Here is a 17,573-nt window from a genome sequence, read left to right as displayed (position 1 = left end):
CGAAAACCGGATAAAAAAACCGACTTTATTACGCGTACCGCAGACAACGATGCATATCTCCTGCGAACACTCTGTGTTGTGAACACCTTGGAATGCCCTGATGCTAAAGATCTTTAATACCCTGAGTCGTCAAAAAGAGGAATTCAAACCCATCCACGCTGGCAAGATTGGCATGTATGTGTGCGGGATAACCGTTTACGACCTGTGTCATATCGGTCATGGGCGGACATTCGTGGCGTTCGACGTGGTGGCGCGCTACCTGCGCTATCTGGGGTATGACGTAAAATATGTGCGCAATATCACTGATATTGACGACAAGATCATCAAACGTGCGACGGAAAACGGCGAAACCATCACTCAACTGACCGATCGTATGATCGGCGAAATGCACACTGACTTTGATGCGCTGAATATCCAGCGCCCGGATGAAGAGCCTCGTGCGACGCACTACATCGCGGAAATCATTGAGCTGGTGGAACAATTGATCGCCCGTCGTCACGCCTATGTGGCGAATAATGGCGACGTGATGTTTTCGGTGGATACCGCGCCGGGTTACGGCGCTCTGTCCCGTCAGGATCTGGAACAACTGAAGGCCGGGGCGCGGGTGGAAATCACCGAGGTGAAACGCAACCCGATGGACTTCGTGCTGTGGAAAATGTCCAAAGCGGGCGAGCCGAGCTGGCCGTCGCCGTGGGGCAATGGCCGTCCGGGCTGGCACATTGAGTGCTCGGCGATGAACTGCAAGCAATTGGGCGAGCATTTCGACATTCACGGCGGCGGTTCCGACCTGATGTTTCCGCACCACGAAAACGAGATTGCCCAGTCTACCTGCGCGCACGGCGGCGAGTATGTGAATTACTGGATGCATACCGGCATGGTGATGGTGGATCGGGAGAAGATGTCCAAGTCGCTGAACAATTTCTTCACCATGCGCGATGTGCTGATGCACTACGATGCCGAAACCATCCGCTATTTCCTGATCTCCGGCCACTACCGCAGCCAGTTGAATTACACGGAAGAAAACCTCAAGCAGGCGCGCGCCTCGCTGGAGCGCCTGTACACCGCGCTGCGCGGTACCGATGCCGCAACGCCGGCGGCGGGGGGGGATGCATTCGAAAGCCGTTTCCGCGATGCGATGGACGATGACTTTAATACGCCGGAAGCTTACTCGGTGCTGTTCGATATGGCCCGCGAGGTTAACCGCCTGAAAGCGGAAGATGCGGTGGCGGTCAACGGCCTGGCGGCGGCGTTACGTCGACTGGCTGGTGTTCTGGGGCTGCTGGAACAGGATCCGGAATTGTTTCTGCAAAGCGGCGCGCAGGCCGATGACGGCGAAGTGCAGGAGATCGAAGCGCTGATCAAACAGCGCAACGATGCCCGTCAGTCCAAGGACTGGGCGCTGGCCGATGCGGCGCGCAACCGTCTGACGGAAATGGGCATCGTGCTGGAAGACGGACCGCAGGGCACTATCTGGCGTCGTAAGTAATCGTCGCTCGCCAGATGGCATCCTCCAAATAGAAAAGGCCCGGTTTCCGGGCCTTTTTCGTTGGTGTGCCGTTATGGAATTCGGCGTTAAGCCTGAACGGTAACCGATTCGCCGCCAAAGCGCACAACCTGACCGGCGACGATTTTGCAGCGCTTGCGGGTTTCGGTATGACCGTCGACGGTCACTTCACCGGCGGCAATCGCCTGTTTGGCGGCGGCGCCGCTTTCGCTCCAGCCTTGCAGTTTCAGCAGGTCGCACAGTTCCACGTGCGGGTGTTTGTCCAGATGGAATACGTTCATGGGAGATTATGCCTGTGCCGTTGTATCGTGGTATTCCTCGCAGGCCTGCAAGGTGTTCTGAATGAGCGTCGCGACCGTCATCGGCCCTACGCCGCCCGGCACCGGCGTAATATACGCGGCGCGCTCTGCGGCTTCGTCAAACTTCACGTCGCCCACTACTTTGCCGTTTTCCAGCCGGTTGATGCCGACGTCAATCACGATAGCGCCCGGTTTGATCCACTCGCCCGGAATGAACCCCGGTTTGCCTACGGCTACCACCAGCAGGTCGGCGTGTTCGACGTGGTGACGCAGATCTTTGGTGAAACGGTGGGTGACGGTAGTGGTGCAGCCCGCCAGCAGCAGTTCCATGCTCATCGGGCGGCCAACGATGTTGGATGCGCCCACTACCACGGCGTTCAGGCCGAACATGTTGATGTCATAGCGCTCCAGCAGCGTAACGATGCCGCGCGGGGTGCAGGGGCGCAGCAGCGGCGCGCGCTGGCACAGCCGGCCGACGTTATACGGATGGAAACCGTCCACGTCCTTGTCCGGCGCGATGCGCTCGATGACCTTGGTATTGTCGATTCCCGCCGGTAACGGCAACTGCACCAGAATGCCGTCGATGGCGGCATCGGCGTTCAGCTCGTCGATCAATGCCAGCAGTTCCGGCTCGGTGGTAGTGGCCGGCAGGTCGTAGGAGCGGGAAATGAAACCGACTTCCTCGCACACTTTGCGTTTGCTGGCGACATAAATCTGCGAGGCGGGGTTGTCGCCCACCAGCACGACCGCCAACCCCGGCGCGCGTTTACCTTCGGCCAGTCGTTGTTTCACGCGCACGGCCACTTCATCTTTCACCTGCTGCGCAATCGTTTTACCATCAATAATTTTTGCAACCATGTACAGAAAATCCATCATTTTCAATGCGGGGGAATGTGCCTATTTTGGCAGAAGCGGCGCGGGCTGTCAGGCGTTGTATGGTGATTAATTGTGATGCTAGGCTTGCTAATGAGGTTATCGTTTCAGGAATGAGCGCGGTTTAACGGTTTTCTGGCATAAAGCAGCGCTATATCAATCTATAAGAACAAATTATTGCGGTGTGTTTCTCTCTGGCCGATGTACTTCTTTAGGAGGAGTAAAGTTTCCGTGTCGACGGACGATGAAAACTGAATCATTAATTCTCATGTTGACTATTTCTGGCGTTATGAAATCAACGCATTCTCTGGGATCAAACAAGGGGCGGTACATGCTTCGATTATCCTCTCTTTCTATTCGTTATAAGTTTGCGCTGGCATTGATGCCGTTATTGATTGCGCTGCTGTGGTTTGCCGGCAATGGTTTACTGGAGCGCCGTCAGGCGGAGCAGGACATGGCGCAGTTTTCCCAGTTGCTGGCGCTGGCGCAGCGGGCCGGTAATGCCGCCCACGCCTTGCAGCGCGAGCGCGGCATGAGTTCCGGCTTCATCGGCAGCAAGGGGCAGAAGTTCGCCGACCCGCTGCGGACCCAGCGCGTTGAAACCGACAAAGCGCTATCTGCCCTGTGGGAAAGCAAAGCGGCGCTTGCCCTGTCCGGGACGGCGGCGGATGCGATCGTGCAGCGTCTGAACCGCCAGCAGGAACGTTTGCAAACACTTTCCTCGCTGCGTGCTCAGGTTGACGGCTTTTCGCTGCCTGCGACGCAAGCGGTGGGGTGGTACACCGTCAGCGTCAGCGATCTTATCGCGCTGGTGGGCGACATGAGCCATCTGGTAACGGATGGTGGGTTGGTAACCCGTGTGGCGGCCTATTACAACGTGCTGAATATCAAGGAACAGGCCGGCATCATGCGCGCGTTGCTGTCCGAAGTGTTCACCGTGGATCGTTTTGCGCCGGGTCAGTACGAGCGCTTCAGTCAACTGGTCGGCATGGAAAACGCATACACCAATGTTTTCAATCAGTTCGCCCAGCCCGCGCTCAGCCAGCGGATGCAGGACTCACTGAACAGTGCGGCGGCGCAACCAGCGCTGAAAATGCGCGATACCGCATTTGCCAAAGCCGCGACCGGAGGGTTTGGGGTTGACGCCAACGAGTGGTTCACACAGCAGACACAGCGTATCGATCAGCTTAAAACTATCGAGGATGCAGCATCGGCCGATTTGTTGAGCTGGGCGGACACACTGGAAAGACAGGCCCGGTTGAGCGGGTACGGTTATCTGGGCGGTGCCGTGGCGGCGTTGTCGCTGGCGCTGCTGCTGGCGGTGCTGGTGGCGCGCAATGTCTATCAGCAATTAACCTCGACGCTGAAAACCATTGATGAAATGGGCAATGACCTGACTTGCCGACTGGATGTTCCGGGTAAGGATGAACTGTCGCAGTTGAATCAGGCTTATAACCGGTCGCTAGAAAATATCGAGCATGTGGTGTGCACCATTAAGCAAAGCGCGGGGTTAGTGGAGCGCGCCAGCAATGACATCGCACAAGGTAATCAGGATCTGGCGCAGCGGACCGACGAACAGGCGGCATCGCTGGTGCAAACCGCCAGCAGCATGGAACAGATTACCGTGGCGGTAAAACAGACCGCTGACTACGCCGCTCAGGCATCGGAACTGATGAACACCATGGAAGCGCAGATTGGCGCGGCCGATCAGGTCACGTTGCAGGCTAGCGAAGCGATGGCGCAGATTCGTCAGTCCAGCGAGCAGATGTCGCAAATCACCGCGGCGATTGACGCCATCGCGTTTCAGACCAACCTGCTGGCGCTCAATGCGTCGGTGGAGGCGGCCCGGGCGGGCGAGCAAGGTCGCGGGTTTGCCGTGGTGGCGACCGAGGTACGCAACCTGGCGCAGCGCAGCGCCGGCGAGTCGCAGCGCATCAGGGAGCTGATTTCCACCAGCATTGACCAGGTGCATGCCGGCGTTACGCTGGTTTCGCGCAGCAGCGAAACCATGAAGCAGATCATGACCAGCACGTCGCAGGTACGGGATTTTGTCAGCGATATCGCCACCGCGGCGCGGGAGCAGTCGCTTGGCGTGGATCAGGTGCACCTGGCGCTAAATCAGCTGGAACAGGTGACGCAGCAGAATGCGGCGTTGGTGTCAGAGGCGGCCACCGCCAGTCAGTTGCTCGACAGGCAGGCCGGCGACATGAAAGGCACCGTCGATCGCTTTGTGGTGGCCGATGGCGGCGATGTCCGGGTCGGCCTGCCTCTCTGATAAACCGGCGGTCAACGCTGATACAGCCTGGCCGCTGCGTCCATAAAGGTGTGCACGATGCGCTCCAGCATCGGTTGCAGTTCCCGTGCCTTGGCCGGTTGCCAGGCGAACGGCGCCTGTTCGCTCATGTAGTTGCACTGCGCCAGCTCCAACTGCAGCGCGTGCTGATGCTGCTCCGGCTGACCGTAGGCGCGGGTGATATGGCCGCCGCGGAAGCGGCCGTTTATTACCCAGCTCCAGCGGTATTGCGACTGGCAGGCTTCCAGCAGCGCCGATTCAATGGCGGGCGCGCAACTGAGACCGCCGTTGGTGCCGAGGTTCAAGTCCGGCAACTGGCCGTCAAATAAACGTGGAATACGCGAAGCGATGGAGTGGGCGTCGAACAGCAGCGCATAACCGTAACGCTGTTTGATGCGCGCCAGCTGCTGTTGCAGCGTCTGGTGATAAGGTTGCCAGATATCGCGCAGATAACCGGCGCGCACCGCTTCCGACGGCGCGTGGCCGGGAATGAACGCCGGGGTGCCGTCGAACAGCACGTCCGGGAACAGGCCGGTGGTGGCGGTGGTGTACAGCGGCTGATCGTCGGCCGGGCGGTTCAGGTCGATGACAAAACGCGAATAGTTAGCTGCCAGCACACTGGCGCCCAGCTCGCGGGCAAAGTCGTACAACTGCGGGATATGCCAGTCGGTATCCGACAGTGGACGCGCGGCGGGGCTGAGCCCGCCAGCTACCTCCGGCGTCAGGTCGGTGCCGGCGTGGGGAATGCTGAGCAGCAGCGGGCTGTCGCCCTCGATAAACGTAAACGGGGTCATGGACGTTGTTCTCCGCGAAAAATCGTGGTGCAGGGTAGTTGACCGCCCAGCCAGTAAACCAGTTCCGCCGGGCGCGCCAGCGGCCAGTGCACGAAATCCGCCACCTTGCCGGTTTCCAGCGAGCCGTGGCTCTGTTCCAGCCCCAGCGCGCGGGCCGCGTGCAACGTGACGCCGGCCAGCGCTTCTTCCGGCGTCAGCCGGAACAGGGTGCAGGCCATGTTCAGCATCAACCGCAGCGACAGCGCGGGCGAGGTGCCGGGGTTGCAATCGCTGGCGATCGCCATCGGTACGCCGTAGCGGCGGAACAGGTCGACCGGTGGGCATTGGGTTTCCCGCAGCAGGTAATAGGCGCCGGGCAGCAGCACCGCCACCGTTCCCGCCGCGGCCATCGCCGCCACGTCCTGTTCGGTAGCGTATTCCAGATGATCGGCGGACAGCGCCTGAAAGCGCGCGGCCAGCGCACTGCCGTGCAGCGATGAGAGTTGTTCGGCATGCAGTTTGACCGGCAACTGATGCGTTTGCGCCGCCTGAAACAGCCGTTCTACCTGCGCCGGACTGAACGCCAGGTGTTCGCAGAAGGCGTCAACGGCGTCAGCCAGCCCTTCGTTGACCACCGCGGGCAACAGTTCGTGGCAGACGAGATCGATCCACGCTTCCGGCTGCTGCCTGAATTCCGGCGGGATGGCGTGGGCGGCCAGACAGGTGGAGATGATGTGCACCGGCTGTTGCCGCCCCAGTTCGCGGATCACCCGCAGCATTTTCAGCTCGCTGTCCACATCCAGCCCGTAGCCGGACTTGATCTCCAGCGTGGTGACGCCTTCGGCCAGCAACGGCCGCAAACGCGCGAGCGCCGAGGCGAGCAGGCTGTCGTGATCCGCCTGCCGGGTGGCGTTGACGGTGGACAGAATGCCACCGCCCGCCGCGGCGATATCGGCATAGCTGACGCCGTTGAGGCGTTGTTCGAATTCGCCGCTGCGATCGCCGCCGAACACCAGATGGGTATGGCAGTCGATAAAACCGGGCGTAATGATGCCGCCGCCAAAATCGGTGACGCGCGACGGCGCGATAGCGGGCAAGGCGTGCCGCGCGCCCAGCCAGACGATGCGCCCGGCGGTAACGGCCAGCGCGCCATCCTCAATCACCTGATAGCGGCCGCCGCGCAGGGTGACCAGATCGGCGCCCAGCCACAAACTGTCACAGGCTATCGTCATGCTGTATTTCCTTGTTATATAACCAAGATAATTCGATTTGCCGGACGGCACGCTGGCGTGTTGAATAACGCCACGCACCTGTAACTCGAATTATGATGGGTATAGTCTTGTATAGACAAGTTATACGCCCCACCGCAGGATTTCAGCAAGCTGTGACGGAATAGGAATTTCTTATTCACTTTCTCCGTCACAGTACCGGCAGTTAACCGGTTTCTCTCATGCACAATAAAAAATGCGCAATAAAAAAGCCTTATGTCATGCGTAGCTCACTTTGGTGTATAGATATGTCTATACAATATTGCCAACGATGATCACCAACAGGATGTCGCTATGTCCGTTTATTTTGCCACGCGCGCGTTGCTGCCGCAGGGAATGGCGCGCAATGTGCGTCTGGAAGTGGATGAACTGGGGTATTTGCAATCCGTCACGCCGAATGCCGCGCCGGAAGGCGCACAGCGGCTAACCGGTATTGTGCTGCCGACGGTGGTCAACCTGCATTCGCACGCTTTTCAGCGCGCGATGGCCGGGCTGGCGGAGGTGGCTGGTCACCCGCAGGACAGTTTCTGGACCTGGCGTGACCTGATGTACCGCATGGTCGCGAATCTGACGCCGGAGCAGGTGGGGGCGATCGCCACCCGGCTGTATATCGATATGCTCAAGGGCGGTTACAGCCAGGTGGCGGAATTTCATTATCTGCACCACGACCCGCACGGCAAACCGTACCGTCAGCATGACATGTTGCGCCATGTGCTGGCGGCGGCGCAGCGGGTCGGCATCGGCCAGACCCTGCTGCCGGTGCTTTACAGCTACAGCGGATTCGGCGCGCAGCCGCCGCAGCCGGGGCAGGCGCGGTTTATTCAGGATGTGGATCACTACCTGCGCCAGCAGGAAACGCTGGCGGCGCTGATTCAGACCTATCCGTTGCTCAATCACGGGCTGTGTTTCCATTCGTTGCGCGCGGTCAGCCAGAACCAGATGGAAGATGTGCTGGAAGCGACCGACAGCAGCCTGCCGGTGCATATCCATATCGCCGAACAGCAAAAAGAGGTGGACGATTGCCTGGCCTGGAGCGGCGAACGCCCGGTGCAGTGGCTGTTCAACCGGTTTGCGGTGGATGCCCGCTGGTGTCTGGTGCATGCCACGCATTTGGATGAACAGGAACTGAGTCGGCTGGCCGGTAGCCTGGCGGTGGCCGGACTATGCCCGACTACCGAAGCCAATCTGGGCGACGGTATTTTCCCGCTCGACCGTTACGTGGCGCAGGGCGGGCGCTGGGGCATCGGTTCCGACAGTCATGTGTCGCTGAATGTGGTGGAGGAACTGCGCTGGCTGGAATACGGTCAGCGCCTGCGCGATCGCCGTCGTAACCGGGTGGCGACGGCGCAGCAACCGGCGGTCGGCAGCCTGCTGTATCGTCAGGCGTTACAGGGCGGCGCACAGGCCTGCCGGGTGCCGGTCGGCGAACTGAGCGCCGGCTGGCGCGCCGACTGGCTGGTGCTGCGCGAAGACGCTCTGCTAAGCGCGCTCCCTGACGACAGCCTGCTCAACCGCTGGCTGTTTGCCGGCGATCGTCAACAGATCCGCGATGTGTGGGTGGCGGGCAAACCGGTGATCGAAGACGGGCGGCACGCGCTGGACGAGGAGGTCGACGCCCGGTTTATCGACGTCATGAAAACATTGCAGGCGGTGATGTGATGCAAATCTTCAGCCTGAATACCTTGCCGGTCAGTCGCTGGAAAAACGGCGGCGGTGAAACCCGTGAAATCTGCCGGATACCGTCGGATGAACCCGACGGCGATTTTGCCTGGCGTGCCAGTATCGCTACGATCGAACGCGATGGCGATTTTTCCTGTTTTCCCGGCGTGGACCGGGTGATCACCCTGCTGTCCGGCGATGGCGTGGATCTGTGCGGCGAAGGCTGGCGACACCGGCTGACGCTGCATCAGCCGTTCACCTTCGCCGGCGAGCTGGCGATCGCGGCGCAGCTATGCGGCGACGTCAGTCTGGACTTCAATATCATGGTCGATCGCCGTCGTTATCGGGCAGAGGTAGCGGTAGTCAATGGCACGACGGTGCAGACGCCGGATACGGACGGCGTGGCGTACGTATTGGCGGGGCACTGGCGCTCTGGCGCATACCGACTGGCTGCCGGGGAGGGCGGCTGGTGGCGATCTTCGGACGTGCGTTGGACGCCTGATGATGACCATGCCGCGCTGCTGCTGACGACGATTCACGCACGATAATCTGCTTTGTGCATCATCCTGTTGCACGATCATTGTGCACCGCGGTTGTGCGGTGCACCCCCGAATATCCTTTTCTGATGCTTTGCTATGCCCTGATAACCGCTACCGGGCCTGATTTGGCAGGTGATTGAAATCATGGCCTGAATTTTGCTGCTTATTTGATGTTGTATATACATGTAATTACTTTGACGGTGAAACATCAGGGGGAAGGCATGAAGAAGAACACACTTTTTCGATCGATGATGGCGGTATGTGTTGTGAGCGCGGCGGCGGCGTTCTGCGCAGGGGCGCAGGCTAAAGAGTGGAAGTCGGTGACTATCGCGACGGAAGGCAGCTACGAACCCTGGAACCTGACCTTGCCGGGCGGCAAGCTGGGCGGGTTTGAACCGGAACTGATGACGATCCTGTGCCAGCGGATGAACATCCAGTGCAAGCTGGTGGTGCAAAACTGGGACGGCATGATCGCCGGTCTGCAGGCCGGCAAGTTCGACGTGATGATGGATGCCATCGTGATTACCCCGGAGCGCAAACAGGTAGTGGATTTCTCCCTGCCCTACGCATCGACGCCAGCCAGTTTTATTACCGTCAAGGGTAAGCTGGCGCTGCCGGTCGAAGCCGACAAGGCGATGATCAAACTGGCGAATGATCCCGCCCAGATTAAACCGGCGGTAGCCGGCCTGCGCGGCGCGTTGCAAGGCAAAACCATCGGCATTGCCTCCGGCACCGTTTATACGCCTTTCATCGACAGCTACTTCCGGGATGTCGCCACCGTGCGTGAATACACCGCGTCCGCCGATGCCATTCTGGATTTGCAGGCGGGGCGCATCGATGCGGTGTTTGACGATGTTACCTTTGCCAATTCCATCCTCAGCAAACCGGAAAACAACAACCTGACGTTAGGCGGTCCGCAACTGACCGGGCCTATCTGGGGTGAAGGGGAAGCGCTGGGCTTTCGTAAAAGCGATCCGGAGCTGAAGGCAAAATTTGATGCGGCGATTAAAACCGCGCTGGCGGACGGAACGGTGAAAACGCTCAGTGAGAAATGGTTCAAAACGGACGTCACTCCCTGAGATTGAGGAAACGGTATGCTGACCCTGTTAGGTTTCAGTGATCAGGGGTGGGGAAGCCTGCTGGCGATGGCCGCGCTGACCACGTTGTGTCTGACGACGGTAGCGCTGCTCATTGGCGCATGGGTCGGCGCGGCGGTTGCCGCGGCCAAACTGTCCACGCGCCGGGTCTGGCGCGTGGCCGGGGAAACCTATTCCATCGTATTTCGCGGCATCCCGGAACTGCTGATCATTTATCTGTTTTATTTTGGCGGCTCCGGCGTGCTCACGCAGGTCGGGCGCTGGTTTGGGGCCGACGGGTTTCTCGAACTGCCGCCTTTCCTGATCGGCGCGCTGGCGATTGGCCTGATTTCGGCCTCGTATCAGGGCGAAGTGTACCGCGCGGCGCGTCTGGCCGTGAATAGCGGCGAACTGGAAGCCGCCCGCGCCATCGGCATGTCGCGCTGGCGCATCGGGGTACGAATCTTGTTGCCGCAGGTGATGCGCTTTGCCCTGCCGGGGCTGTCCAACGTCTGGCAGATGAGCCTGAAGGATTCGGCGCTGGTGTCGGTCACCGGCATTGTCGAACTGATGCGCGCCAGCCAGATGGCGGCCGGTTCGACCCGCGACTATTTCCTGTTTTACCTCGCCGGCGCGGCGATCTATCTGATCCTGACCGTGTTTTCCAATACCGCGTTTGCCCGGCTGGAGCAAACCTTGTCCCAGCCTTATCACCGCAAGACGATGCAGGAGCCGTCATGATCGATATCGCCTTTCTGACTCAGACGTTCCTGCGGTTACTGTCGGCGCTGCCGGTAACGCTGGGGCTGTTTTTTTCCTCGTTCGCCCTGGGCGCGACGCTCTCGGTGCTGCTGGTGGCGATGCGGGTCAGCGGTGTCTGGCCGCTGAGCGGGTTTGCCCGTCTTTATATGCTGATCTTTCGCGGCACGCCGCTGCTGATTCAGCTATTTCTGATCTATTACGGACTGGGGCAGTTCAGCGTGGTGCGCGACAGCCTGTTCTGGCCGGTGCTGCGCGATCCATTCAGTTGCGCGGTGGTGGCGCTGGCGTTGTGCACCGCCGGTTATACGGCGGAAATTCTGCGCGGCGCGCTGTTATCGATTCCAGCCGGGCAGATTGAAGCGGGTCTGGCGTGCGGCATGTCGCGCTGGCTGCTGCTGCGCCGCATCATTGCGCCGGTCGCCCTGCGCCATGCGCTGCCTGCCTGGTCGACCGAGGCGATTTTGCTGATCAAATCCACCGCGCTGGCCAGTTTGGTCACGGTATGGGATGTCACCGGCGTGGCGCAACAGATCATTCAGCGCACTTACCGCACGCTGGAAGTGTTTGCCTGCGCCGCGCTGATCTACCTGTTGCTGAATTTCATTATTGTCAGGGTATTTGCCTGGCTGGAACGCACCTTATCGCCAAATCTGGCCGCTGTGCCGGCGTCTTCCGGGAGAGAGCATGAATAAAACCGCCCCCATAACCTTATCGATGATCGATATCCGTAAATCATTCGGTGCGCTTGAAGTGCTTAAGGGGATCTCGCTGGATGCGCGCAAAGGCGAGGTGATTTCGCTGCTGGGCGCCAGTGGGTCGGGTAAGAGCACTTTTTTGCGTTGCATCAATCTGCTGGAGACGCCGGATGCCGGCACGGTCGCCGTCAGCGGCGAAATGATCCTGATGAAGCGCCACAAGCAGGGCCATCAGGTCGCGGCCGACCGCCGTCAGGTTGAGCGGCTGCGCGCCCGGCTGGGCATGGTGTTCCAGAATTTCAACCTGTGGAGCCATATGACTGTCATGCAGAACGTCATCGAAGGGCCGCAGCATATCCTCGGGCGCTCACGTGCCGAATGTGTCGGGCAGGCCGAAGCCCTGCTGGCGAAAGTCGGGTTGTATGAGCGGCGGCATTTTTATCCGGCGCAGCTCTCCGGCGGCCAGCAGCAGCGGGTGGCGATTGCCCGGGCGCTGTCGATGGAACCTGAAGTCATGCTGTTCGATGAGCCGACCTCGGCGCTGGACCCGGAACTGGTCGGCGACGTGCTGAAGGTGATGCGCGGGCTGGCCGAAGAAGGGCGCACGATGCTGGTGGTCACCCATGAAATGGGGTTTGCCCGCCACGTGTCCAGCCGGGTGGTGTTCATGCATCAGGGGCGGATTGACTGCGAGGGGACGCCCGACGCCATGTTTGGCGGCGAAAGCTCGCCGCGTTTTCAACAATTCATCGCCAGTCACCAGACGGTATAGGAAGGCAAGGGTATGAACACTGAAGTGTGCTGGGGCGACGGGCCGCTGGCATGGCGCGAACTGGTGCAGGTGGCTCGTTACGGCGCGCGCCTGAGTCTGAGCGACGCGGCCTGGCGCCGTATGGATCAGTCGCGGCGCATTGTGGAGCAGATCGTGGCCAGTGAAACGCTGGCCTATGGGGTGAATACCGGGCTGGGCGCGTTATGCAATGTCACTCTGCCGACGGCGGATCTGGCGCGGCTGTCGCGCAATACCTTGCTGAGTCACGCTTGCGGCGTGGGGCCGCGGCTGTCCGTTGAACAGACCCGCGCCATCCTGTGCGCGGCGATCGCCAATTACAGCCACGGCAAGTCCGGGATTCAGCCGGCGATCGTGCAGGCGCTGCTGACGCTGCTGAATCAGGGCGCTACGCCGTGCGTGCCGTCGCAAGGCTCGGTCGGGTATCTCACCCATATGGCGCACGTCGGGCTGGCGCTGATCGGCATCGGCGAGATGGAACTGCACGGGCAAGTGCTGCCGGCGCAGGAGGCGTTGCAACACATTGGCCTCACGCCGGTGACGCTGGGGGCGAAAGACGGCTTATCGCTGGTCAACGGTACGCCGTGCATGACCGGGCTGGCTTGTCTGGCGTTGGATGACGCCGCGCGGCAGTTGGACTGGGCCGATGTGACCGGCGCGATGAGTTTTGAGGCGCTGCGCGGGCAGGTGGTGGCGTTTGACGCCGAGGTGCTGGCGCTGAAACCGAGCGCGGGCATTCAGCAGGTCGGGCAGCGTTTGCGCGCCTTGTTGGCCGGGAGCCGGATCATCGCCGAGAGTGAAGGCATCCGCACGCAGGATGCGCTGAGCCTGCGTTCCATCCCGCAAATTCACGGCGCCTGCCGCGATCAGTTTGCGTCGTCGGCGCAGCGCATCGAGATGGAACTGAATGCCGCCACCGACAATCCGCTGGTGCTGGGTACGCCGGAACTGTGGCGAGTGGTGTCGCAGGCGAATCCGCATGGCGAAGCGGTGGCGCTGGCGGCGGACAGTCTGGCGCTGGCGTTATGCGAGCTGGCCGGGGTGGCGGAACGGCGGCTTGATCGGTTGATCAATCCGCTGGTGAGCGGCTTGCCGCCGTTTCTGGTTGCCCAGCCGGGGGTGAATTCCGGCATGATGATCGCCCAGTATGTGGCGGCGTCGCTGTGCGGAGAGAACCGCCAACTGGCGCAGCCCGCCGTGGTGGATAATTTTGTCACCTCCGGCTTGCAGGAAGATCACCTCAGCATGGGCACCCCGGCGGCGCTCAAATTGCTGAAGCTGACCGAAAACGTCTGGCACGTGCTGGCTATCGAATATCTGCTGGCGGCGCAGGCGCTGGAGTTTCTCGGCCCGGAGAACGCCGGAACCGGAACGCACCGGGCCTGGCAAGCGTTGCGTCGGCACGTTGCTGCCTGGCAGGAGGATCGCTGGCTGGCGCCGGATATCGCCTGTGCGGTGCAGGTGCTGCGGGGCCAGGATTTCTCCTGGCAAGACTAGGTGAGGAAACCGCGCCCCCTTGTCCGAACGGGCAAAGGGGAATGCATCCATCAGAAACGCCCGAATAGCTGATAGCGGGAGCCGGGATAAAACAGACGCGCGGCGGTGACGACCCGTGAGCCGTGCCAGGTGCGGCGGCGGATCAGCAGGCAGGGTTCCTGTTCGCCCAGCGCCAGCAGGTCGCGCTGACGCGCTTCGGCGGCGACCGCTTCCACCCGATGCTCGCCGGCGGTCAGCGGTGCTACCCGGCTCAGGTAGCTGTGCGGCGTATCAAAGGTAAAATCCTGTTGCAGGTAGTCCGGCGCCACCTGTGGGTTGACGTAACGGATTTCCAGTTGTACCGGCACGTCGTTTTCATAATGTACGATTTGCGAGTGAAACAGCGGCTGGCCGGGAGCGATATCCAACTGGGCGGCCTGATCGCCATCGGCGCTGAGGGTTTCCAGCACCAGCACCCGGCTGCTGTGACGGTGGCCGCGGGCGGCGATTTCATCGGCGATGTTGTGCACTTCCAGCATCGCGGTGTGCGCCTTCTGTTCCGCCACAAAGGTGCCTACGCCCTGCATCCGCACCAGAAACCCTTCGCTGGTCAGCTCCCGTAACGCCCGGTTGATGGTCATCCGGCTGACGCCCAGTTCATTCACCAGTTCGCTTTCCGACGGCACCCGCTGATGCGACTGCCAGGCGCCGCTGCGAATCTGGCTGATAATCGCCTGTTTTACCCGCTGGTAGATCGGCGCGGGGGTATCGCTCATGGCGGCGGCAAGTTGGGAGGCGGTTTGCAGGTCGGTCAAGGCGTCATCCTCAAAGGCAACAGATGAGCGCAGTGTAGCGAACAACGACCAGTCCTGTATAGACAACTGTGATGCCGACACGCGTGGCTCATGGCCGGACTTCCTCATGACCATACGGATTCATCCGGTTGATCAGCGACCCACGACAGTCTGGTAGACGGTGGTTTGTAAATTTATCAAAATATCGTTCATTGACGTTATATTGACGTTATCTTTACGAAATCCTGAACATTAATACGGAATTCAGGCAACGCTTTCAGTTCTGCCGGTTTTATTCCTGATTTGCGCGTGTCGTTTAAATAAGAGTCGATCATCAATGGATACAACGTTTTCCTGTGTGGGGTGCGGCAAATGCTGCATGGGGCACCATGTACCCCTGACACTGTCTGAAGCCCGTGAAAATGGGCGTCGGACGGTGGGCAAATCATCATTCTGGCTGAAGGGTTTTTGCAAAATGGCATCGGCGTACCACCGGAACAGCGCCAGCATGCCCAGTCGCGTTCCTGTGATGTGATCAGCGGCGAAACCCGAGCGTTTATCGCGATCACTTTCGCGGCGTACAACCCTGACTCCTGCCGGCATCTGGATGAGGATCTGCGCTGTCGGATCTATGATCGGCGCCCGCTGGTGTGCCGCATTTACCCGATGGAGATCAACCCGCATATTTCGTTGCGGCAGGCTAACAAAGACTGCCCGCCGGAAGCCTGGCAGCAAGGGGACACGCTGATTGTCTCGGACCGGCTGGTGGATAGTGAAACGCAGGCGTTGATCGAACGCTCCCGGCAGGCGGACCGCGAGGATATCTACTTTAAAGCGTCGATTTGCAACTGGCTGGGGATCGCGACTAGCGCGCTGAAAGGTGATGGTTTCACCGCCTATCTGCCGGACATGACGGCCTTTACGTCGGCGCTGGAACTGGCCGGGCAATTCAGCGCTGAAGAGCATGCCGAAGCGGGGCTCAGCCGGGCATGGCAGTTCCACGTTTCCGGCGAGGACGTGCTGGAAACCTTGAAACAGGCCGGTGCCGAGGCGGTAACCGGGCCGTCTCAGTATTATGGTTTTATCGGTTTGAATGCCGCCTGACGGATATATACGCAGGCTGTAAATGGTGTAATGTCGGTTGGGGCTGTTAACAAACAGCCGTGTTGTTTTATAAGCGGTGAAGTTTGCCAGGTCAGTGGGTAAAGTTTCGTGCGTGATAAACGTTCGTTGTTTCTTTGCCATTTCATCGCACGCACGACAAGGAGAGGCTTGTATCTTGCTCATGTCGTGATTAGCTATCACGACATGAAACAGAGTGAGCTTCGAAGGAGAGCCAGGGCTATAAACCTTGCGGTTGAGTTTAAACCCTCTGTTTCACCTTTCACGCCAGCATTAACATTGAACGGTTACCCAGAGCACTGACTCTGAATGTACAAGCGGAACGGGCGTGATGGCTTCAGTGAAAGGGGGACATCATTATGTATTACGTTGGTATTGATATCAGTAAGCGTGTCGTCGATGTGTGTTTGTTAGCTGATGGCATTAAAGGTAAACGGAAGACGAAAACGTTACCCAATGGCCCCAACGCCGTTCAGGCGTTGGCTGAATGGTTGACGCGACAAAAATGTGAGCCGAGTCAGGCCCATATCATCATGGAAGCCACGGGGGTTTATCACGAACACCTCGCTTATGGTCTTCATCAGTCAGGTATTGCCGTATCCGTGATAAACCCTCATCGGTTGCGTGAGTTTGCCAGGGGGATGGGGATTCTCACGAAGACGGATAAAGTGGATGCCTGTGTGCTGGCCTGTTATGGCTGTCTGAGACAGCCGGAGGGCTGGACTCCTCCTTCGCCGGAAATAAGGAAACTCAGGGCATTACTGCAGCACAGGGATAGTCTGCTGGGTGATAAACAGCGCCTGGAAAACCGGCTGAGCACGTTAAACGCCACACTGACGACGGAAGAAGTGGTGACATCGCTGGAGTCGATGGTGCAGCACGTAAAGGGTGAACTGGAGCGCATTGAACGACTGATAGAAGACCACATCGACAAACATCCCGGACTGAAAAATGACCTGAAACTCCTGAAATCGATAGATGGTGTTGGAGACCAAATCGGATGGAATATGTTGGCCACCATCAGGGGCAGTAACTTCAGGAGCGCGGAACAGGTGGCGGCGTAGTCTGGGGGTTATCCCGGTAGAGCGTCGCTCGGGAACCTCGGTACGTGGCAGAGCGAGGTTGTCGAAAATAGGGCCGCCTGCTATCAGGGCAAAACTGTATATGGGAGCAATAGCGGCCATCAGTCACAATCGTCATGTGAAGGCGCAATACGAGCGACTGTTGCTAAAAGGCAAGGCAAAGATGCTGGCGGATAGGGGCGGCGATGAGGAAACTGGTCCATCTGTGTTATGGCGTGCTGCATACGCAGCAACGATATGACAGGGATTATGGGGCGGTAGCCAGTTGAAATACTTGACTGGCAACACGGTTACTCAAACGCCGCCTCTCCTTGACCACTGGCTGGGTGCTAAATTATGAACCCTGACGGGTTCACCCTTGCGGGCCAGCGCAAGCGCTGTTCCATTTTGCGTTGCAAAATGGTGTGCCGCTGCGCGGTTCCTTCGGCGTTCGACTTCGCTGTTCGGGCCGCCCATGACGTGCTCCCGGCACGGCACGGGCTTTCGCGGCATCCATGCCGCTCACCCGGCGAAGTCGCTCGCCTCAGCACAGTTTTTGACGCCGGAAAATCCTTCATCTCGCACTGAT

Annotated in this window: 15 protein-coding genes and 1 pseudogene; 11 read left to right on the top strand and 5 right to left on the bottom strand. The window is 59.7% G+C overall.

Annotated elements, in window-relative coordinates; genetic code table 11:
* Window positions 1–100 precede the first annotated feature (100 nt).
* A complete protein-coding gene (cysS, locus tag DDA898_RS15290) occupies window positions 101–1,486 on the top strand; it encodes a cysteine--tRNA ligase (protein WP_038911642.1) in 1,386 nt (461 codons plus the stop codon).
* 86 nt (window positions 1,487–1,572) lie between these two features.
* Here cysS and ybcJ read toward each other — a convergent pair whose 3' ends face one another.
* Both ybcJ and folD read right to left on the bottom strand, forming a co-directional pair.
* A complete protein-coding gene (gene ybcJ, locus DDA898_RS15285) occupies window positions 1,573–1,785 on the bottom strand; it encodes a ribosome-associated protein YbcJ (RefSeq protein WP_013318870.1) in 213 nt (70 codons plus the stop codon).
* A gap of 6 nt (window positions 1,786–1,791) precedes the next feature.
* Window positions 1,792–2,661 carry a bifunctional methylenetetrahydrofolate dehydrogenase/methenyltetrahydrofolate cyclohydrolase FolD gene (gene folD, locus DDA898_RS15280; protein ID WP_013318869.1) on the bottom strand — a complete coding sequence of 290 codons (870 nt, stop codon included), beginning with the start codon at window positions 2,659–2,661 and terminating at the stop codon, window positions 1,792–1,794.
* A gap of 346 nt (window positions 2,662–3,007) precedes the next feature.
* Here folD and DDA898_RS15275 point away from each other — a divergent pair, with 346 nt between their 5' ends.
* A complete protein-coding gene (locus DDA898_RS15275; RefSeq protein ID WP_038911641.1) occupies window positions 3,008–4,951 on the top strand; it encodes a methyl-accepting chemotaxis protein in 1,944 nt (647 codons plus the stop codon).
* Between the two features lie 11 nt (window positions 4,952–4,962).
* Here DDA898_RS15275 and hutG read toward each other — a convergent pair whose 3' ends face one another.
* Window positions 4,963–5,763, bottom strand: coding sequence for an N-formylglutamate deformylase (hutG, locus tag DDA898_RS15270; RefSeq protein WP_038911640.1), 801 nt, complete (start codon window positions 5,761–5,763; stop codon window positions 4,963–4,965).
* Window positions 5,760–6,974: an imidazolonepropionase gene (hutI, locus tag DDA898_RS15265; RefSeq protein ID WP_050570276.1), complete on the bottom strand. Its 1,215-nt coding sequence runs from the start codon at window positions 6,972–6,974 to the stop codon at window positions 5,760–5,762. Before hutI ends, hutG begins: the two co-directional genes overlap by 4 nt.
* Before the next feature lie 330 nt (window positions 6,975–7,304).
* Here hutI and DDA898_RS15260 point away from each other — a divergent pair, with 330 nt between their 5' ends.
* From DDA898_RS15260 to DDA898_RS15230, 7 genes are all read left to right on the top strand, one after another.
* Window positions 7,305–8,669, top strand: coding sequence for a formimidoylglutamate deiminase (locus tag DDA898_RS15260; protein ID WP_038911639.1), 1,365 nt, complete (start codon window positions 7,305–7,307; stop codon window positions 8,667–8,669).
* A complete protein-coding gene (locus DDA898_RS15255) occupies window positions 8,669–9,217 on the top strand; it encodes a HutD/Ves family protein (protein ID WP_038911638.1) in 549 nt (182 codons plus the stop codon). The genes DDA898_RS15260 and DDA898_RS15255 overlap by 1 nt, the downstream gene beginning before the upstream one ends.
* 212 nt (window positions 9,218–9,429) lie before the next feature.
* The gene (locus tag DDA898_RS15250; protein WP_033111980.1) at window positions 9,430–10,287 is read left to right on the top strand and encodes a transporter substrate-binding domain-containing protein; all 858 of its coding nucleotides are present in this window, start codon (window positions 9,430–9,432) and stop codon (window positions 10,285–10,287) included.
* Window positions 10,288–10,302: 15 nt separating this feature from the next.
* A complete protein-coding gene (locus tag DDA898_RS15245; RefSeq protein WP_038911637.1) occupies window positions 10,303–11,025 on the top strand; it encodes an ABC transporter permease in 723 nt (240 codons plus the stop codon).
* Window positions 11,022–11,738 (top strand): ABC transporter permease, encoded by a 717-nt coding sequence (locus DDA898_RS15240; protein ID WP_013318861.1) that lies wholly within the window; start codon window positions 11,022–11,024, stop codon window positions 11,736–11,738. Before DDA898_RS15245 ends, DDA898_RS15240 begins: the two co-directional genes overlap by 4 nt.
* Window positions 11,731–12,513 carry an ABC transporter ATP-binding protein gene (locus tag DDA898_RS15235; protein ID WP_038901717.1) on the top strand — a complete coding sequence of 261 codons (783 nt, stop codon included), beginning with the start codon at window positions 11,731–11,733 and terminating at the stop codon, window positions 12,511–12,513. Before DDA898_RS15240 ends, DDA898_RS15235 begins: the two co-directional genes overlap by 8 nt.
* A 12-nt stretch (window positions 12,514–12,525) precedes the next feature.
* Window positions 12,526–14,028, top strand: a complete 1,503-nt coding sequence (locus DDA898_RS15230) for an HAL/PAL/TAL family ammonia-lyase (protein WP_038911636.1) — start codon at window positions 12,526–12,528, stop codon at window positions 14,026–14,028.
* A 50-nt stretch (window positions 14,029–14,078) separates the two neighbouring features.
* Here DDA898_RS15230 and hutC read toward each other — a convergent pair whose 3' ends face one another.
* The gene (gene hutC / locus DDA898_RS15225; RefSeq protein WP_033111979.1) at window positions 14,079–14,822 is read right to left on the bottom strand and encodes a histidine utilization transcriptional repressor HutC; all 744 of its coding nucleotides are present in this window, start codon (window positions 14,820–14,822) and stop codon (window positions 14,079–14,081) included.
* Window positions 14,823–15,269: 447 nt separating this feature from the next.
* Between hutC and DDA898_RS15220 the strand changes: the two genes are divergently transcribed.
* Window positions 15,270–15,905, top strand: coding sequence for a YkgJ family cysteine cluster protein (locus DDA898_RS15220; protein WP_236616676.1), 636 nt, complete (start codon window positions 15,270–15,272; stop codon window positions 15,903–15,905).
* Between the two features lie 377 nt (window positions 15,906–16,282).
* Window positions 16,283–17,274 (top strand): annotated as a pseudogene (locus DDA898_RS15215) (IS110 family RNA-guided transposase).
* Window positions 17,275–17,573 lie beyond the last annotated feature (299 nt).

It is taken from the genome of Dickeya dadantii NCPPB 898 (assembly GCF_000406145.1).
Taxonomy (GTDB): Bacteria; Pseudomonadota; Gammaproteobacteria; order Enterobacterales; family Enterobacteriaceae; genus Dickeya; species Dickeya dadantii.
This window is presented reverse-complemented; position numbering and strand designations above follow the sequence as displayed.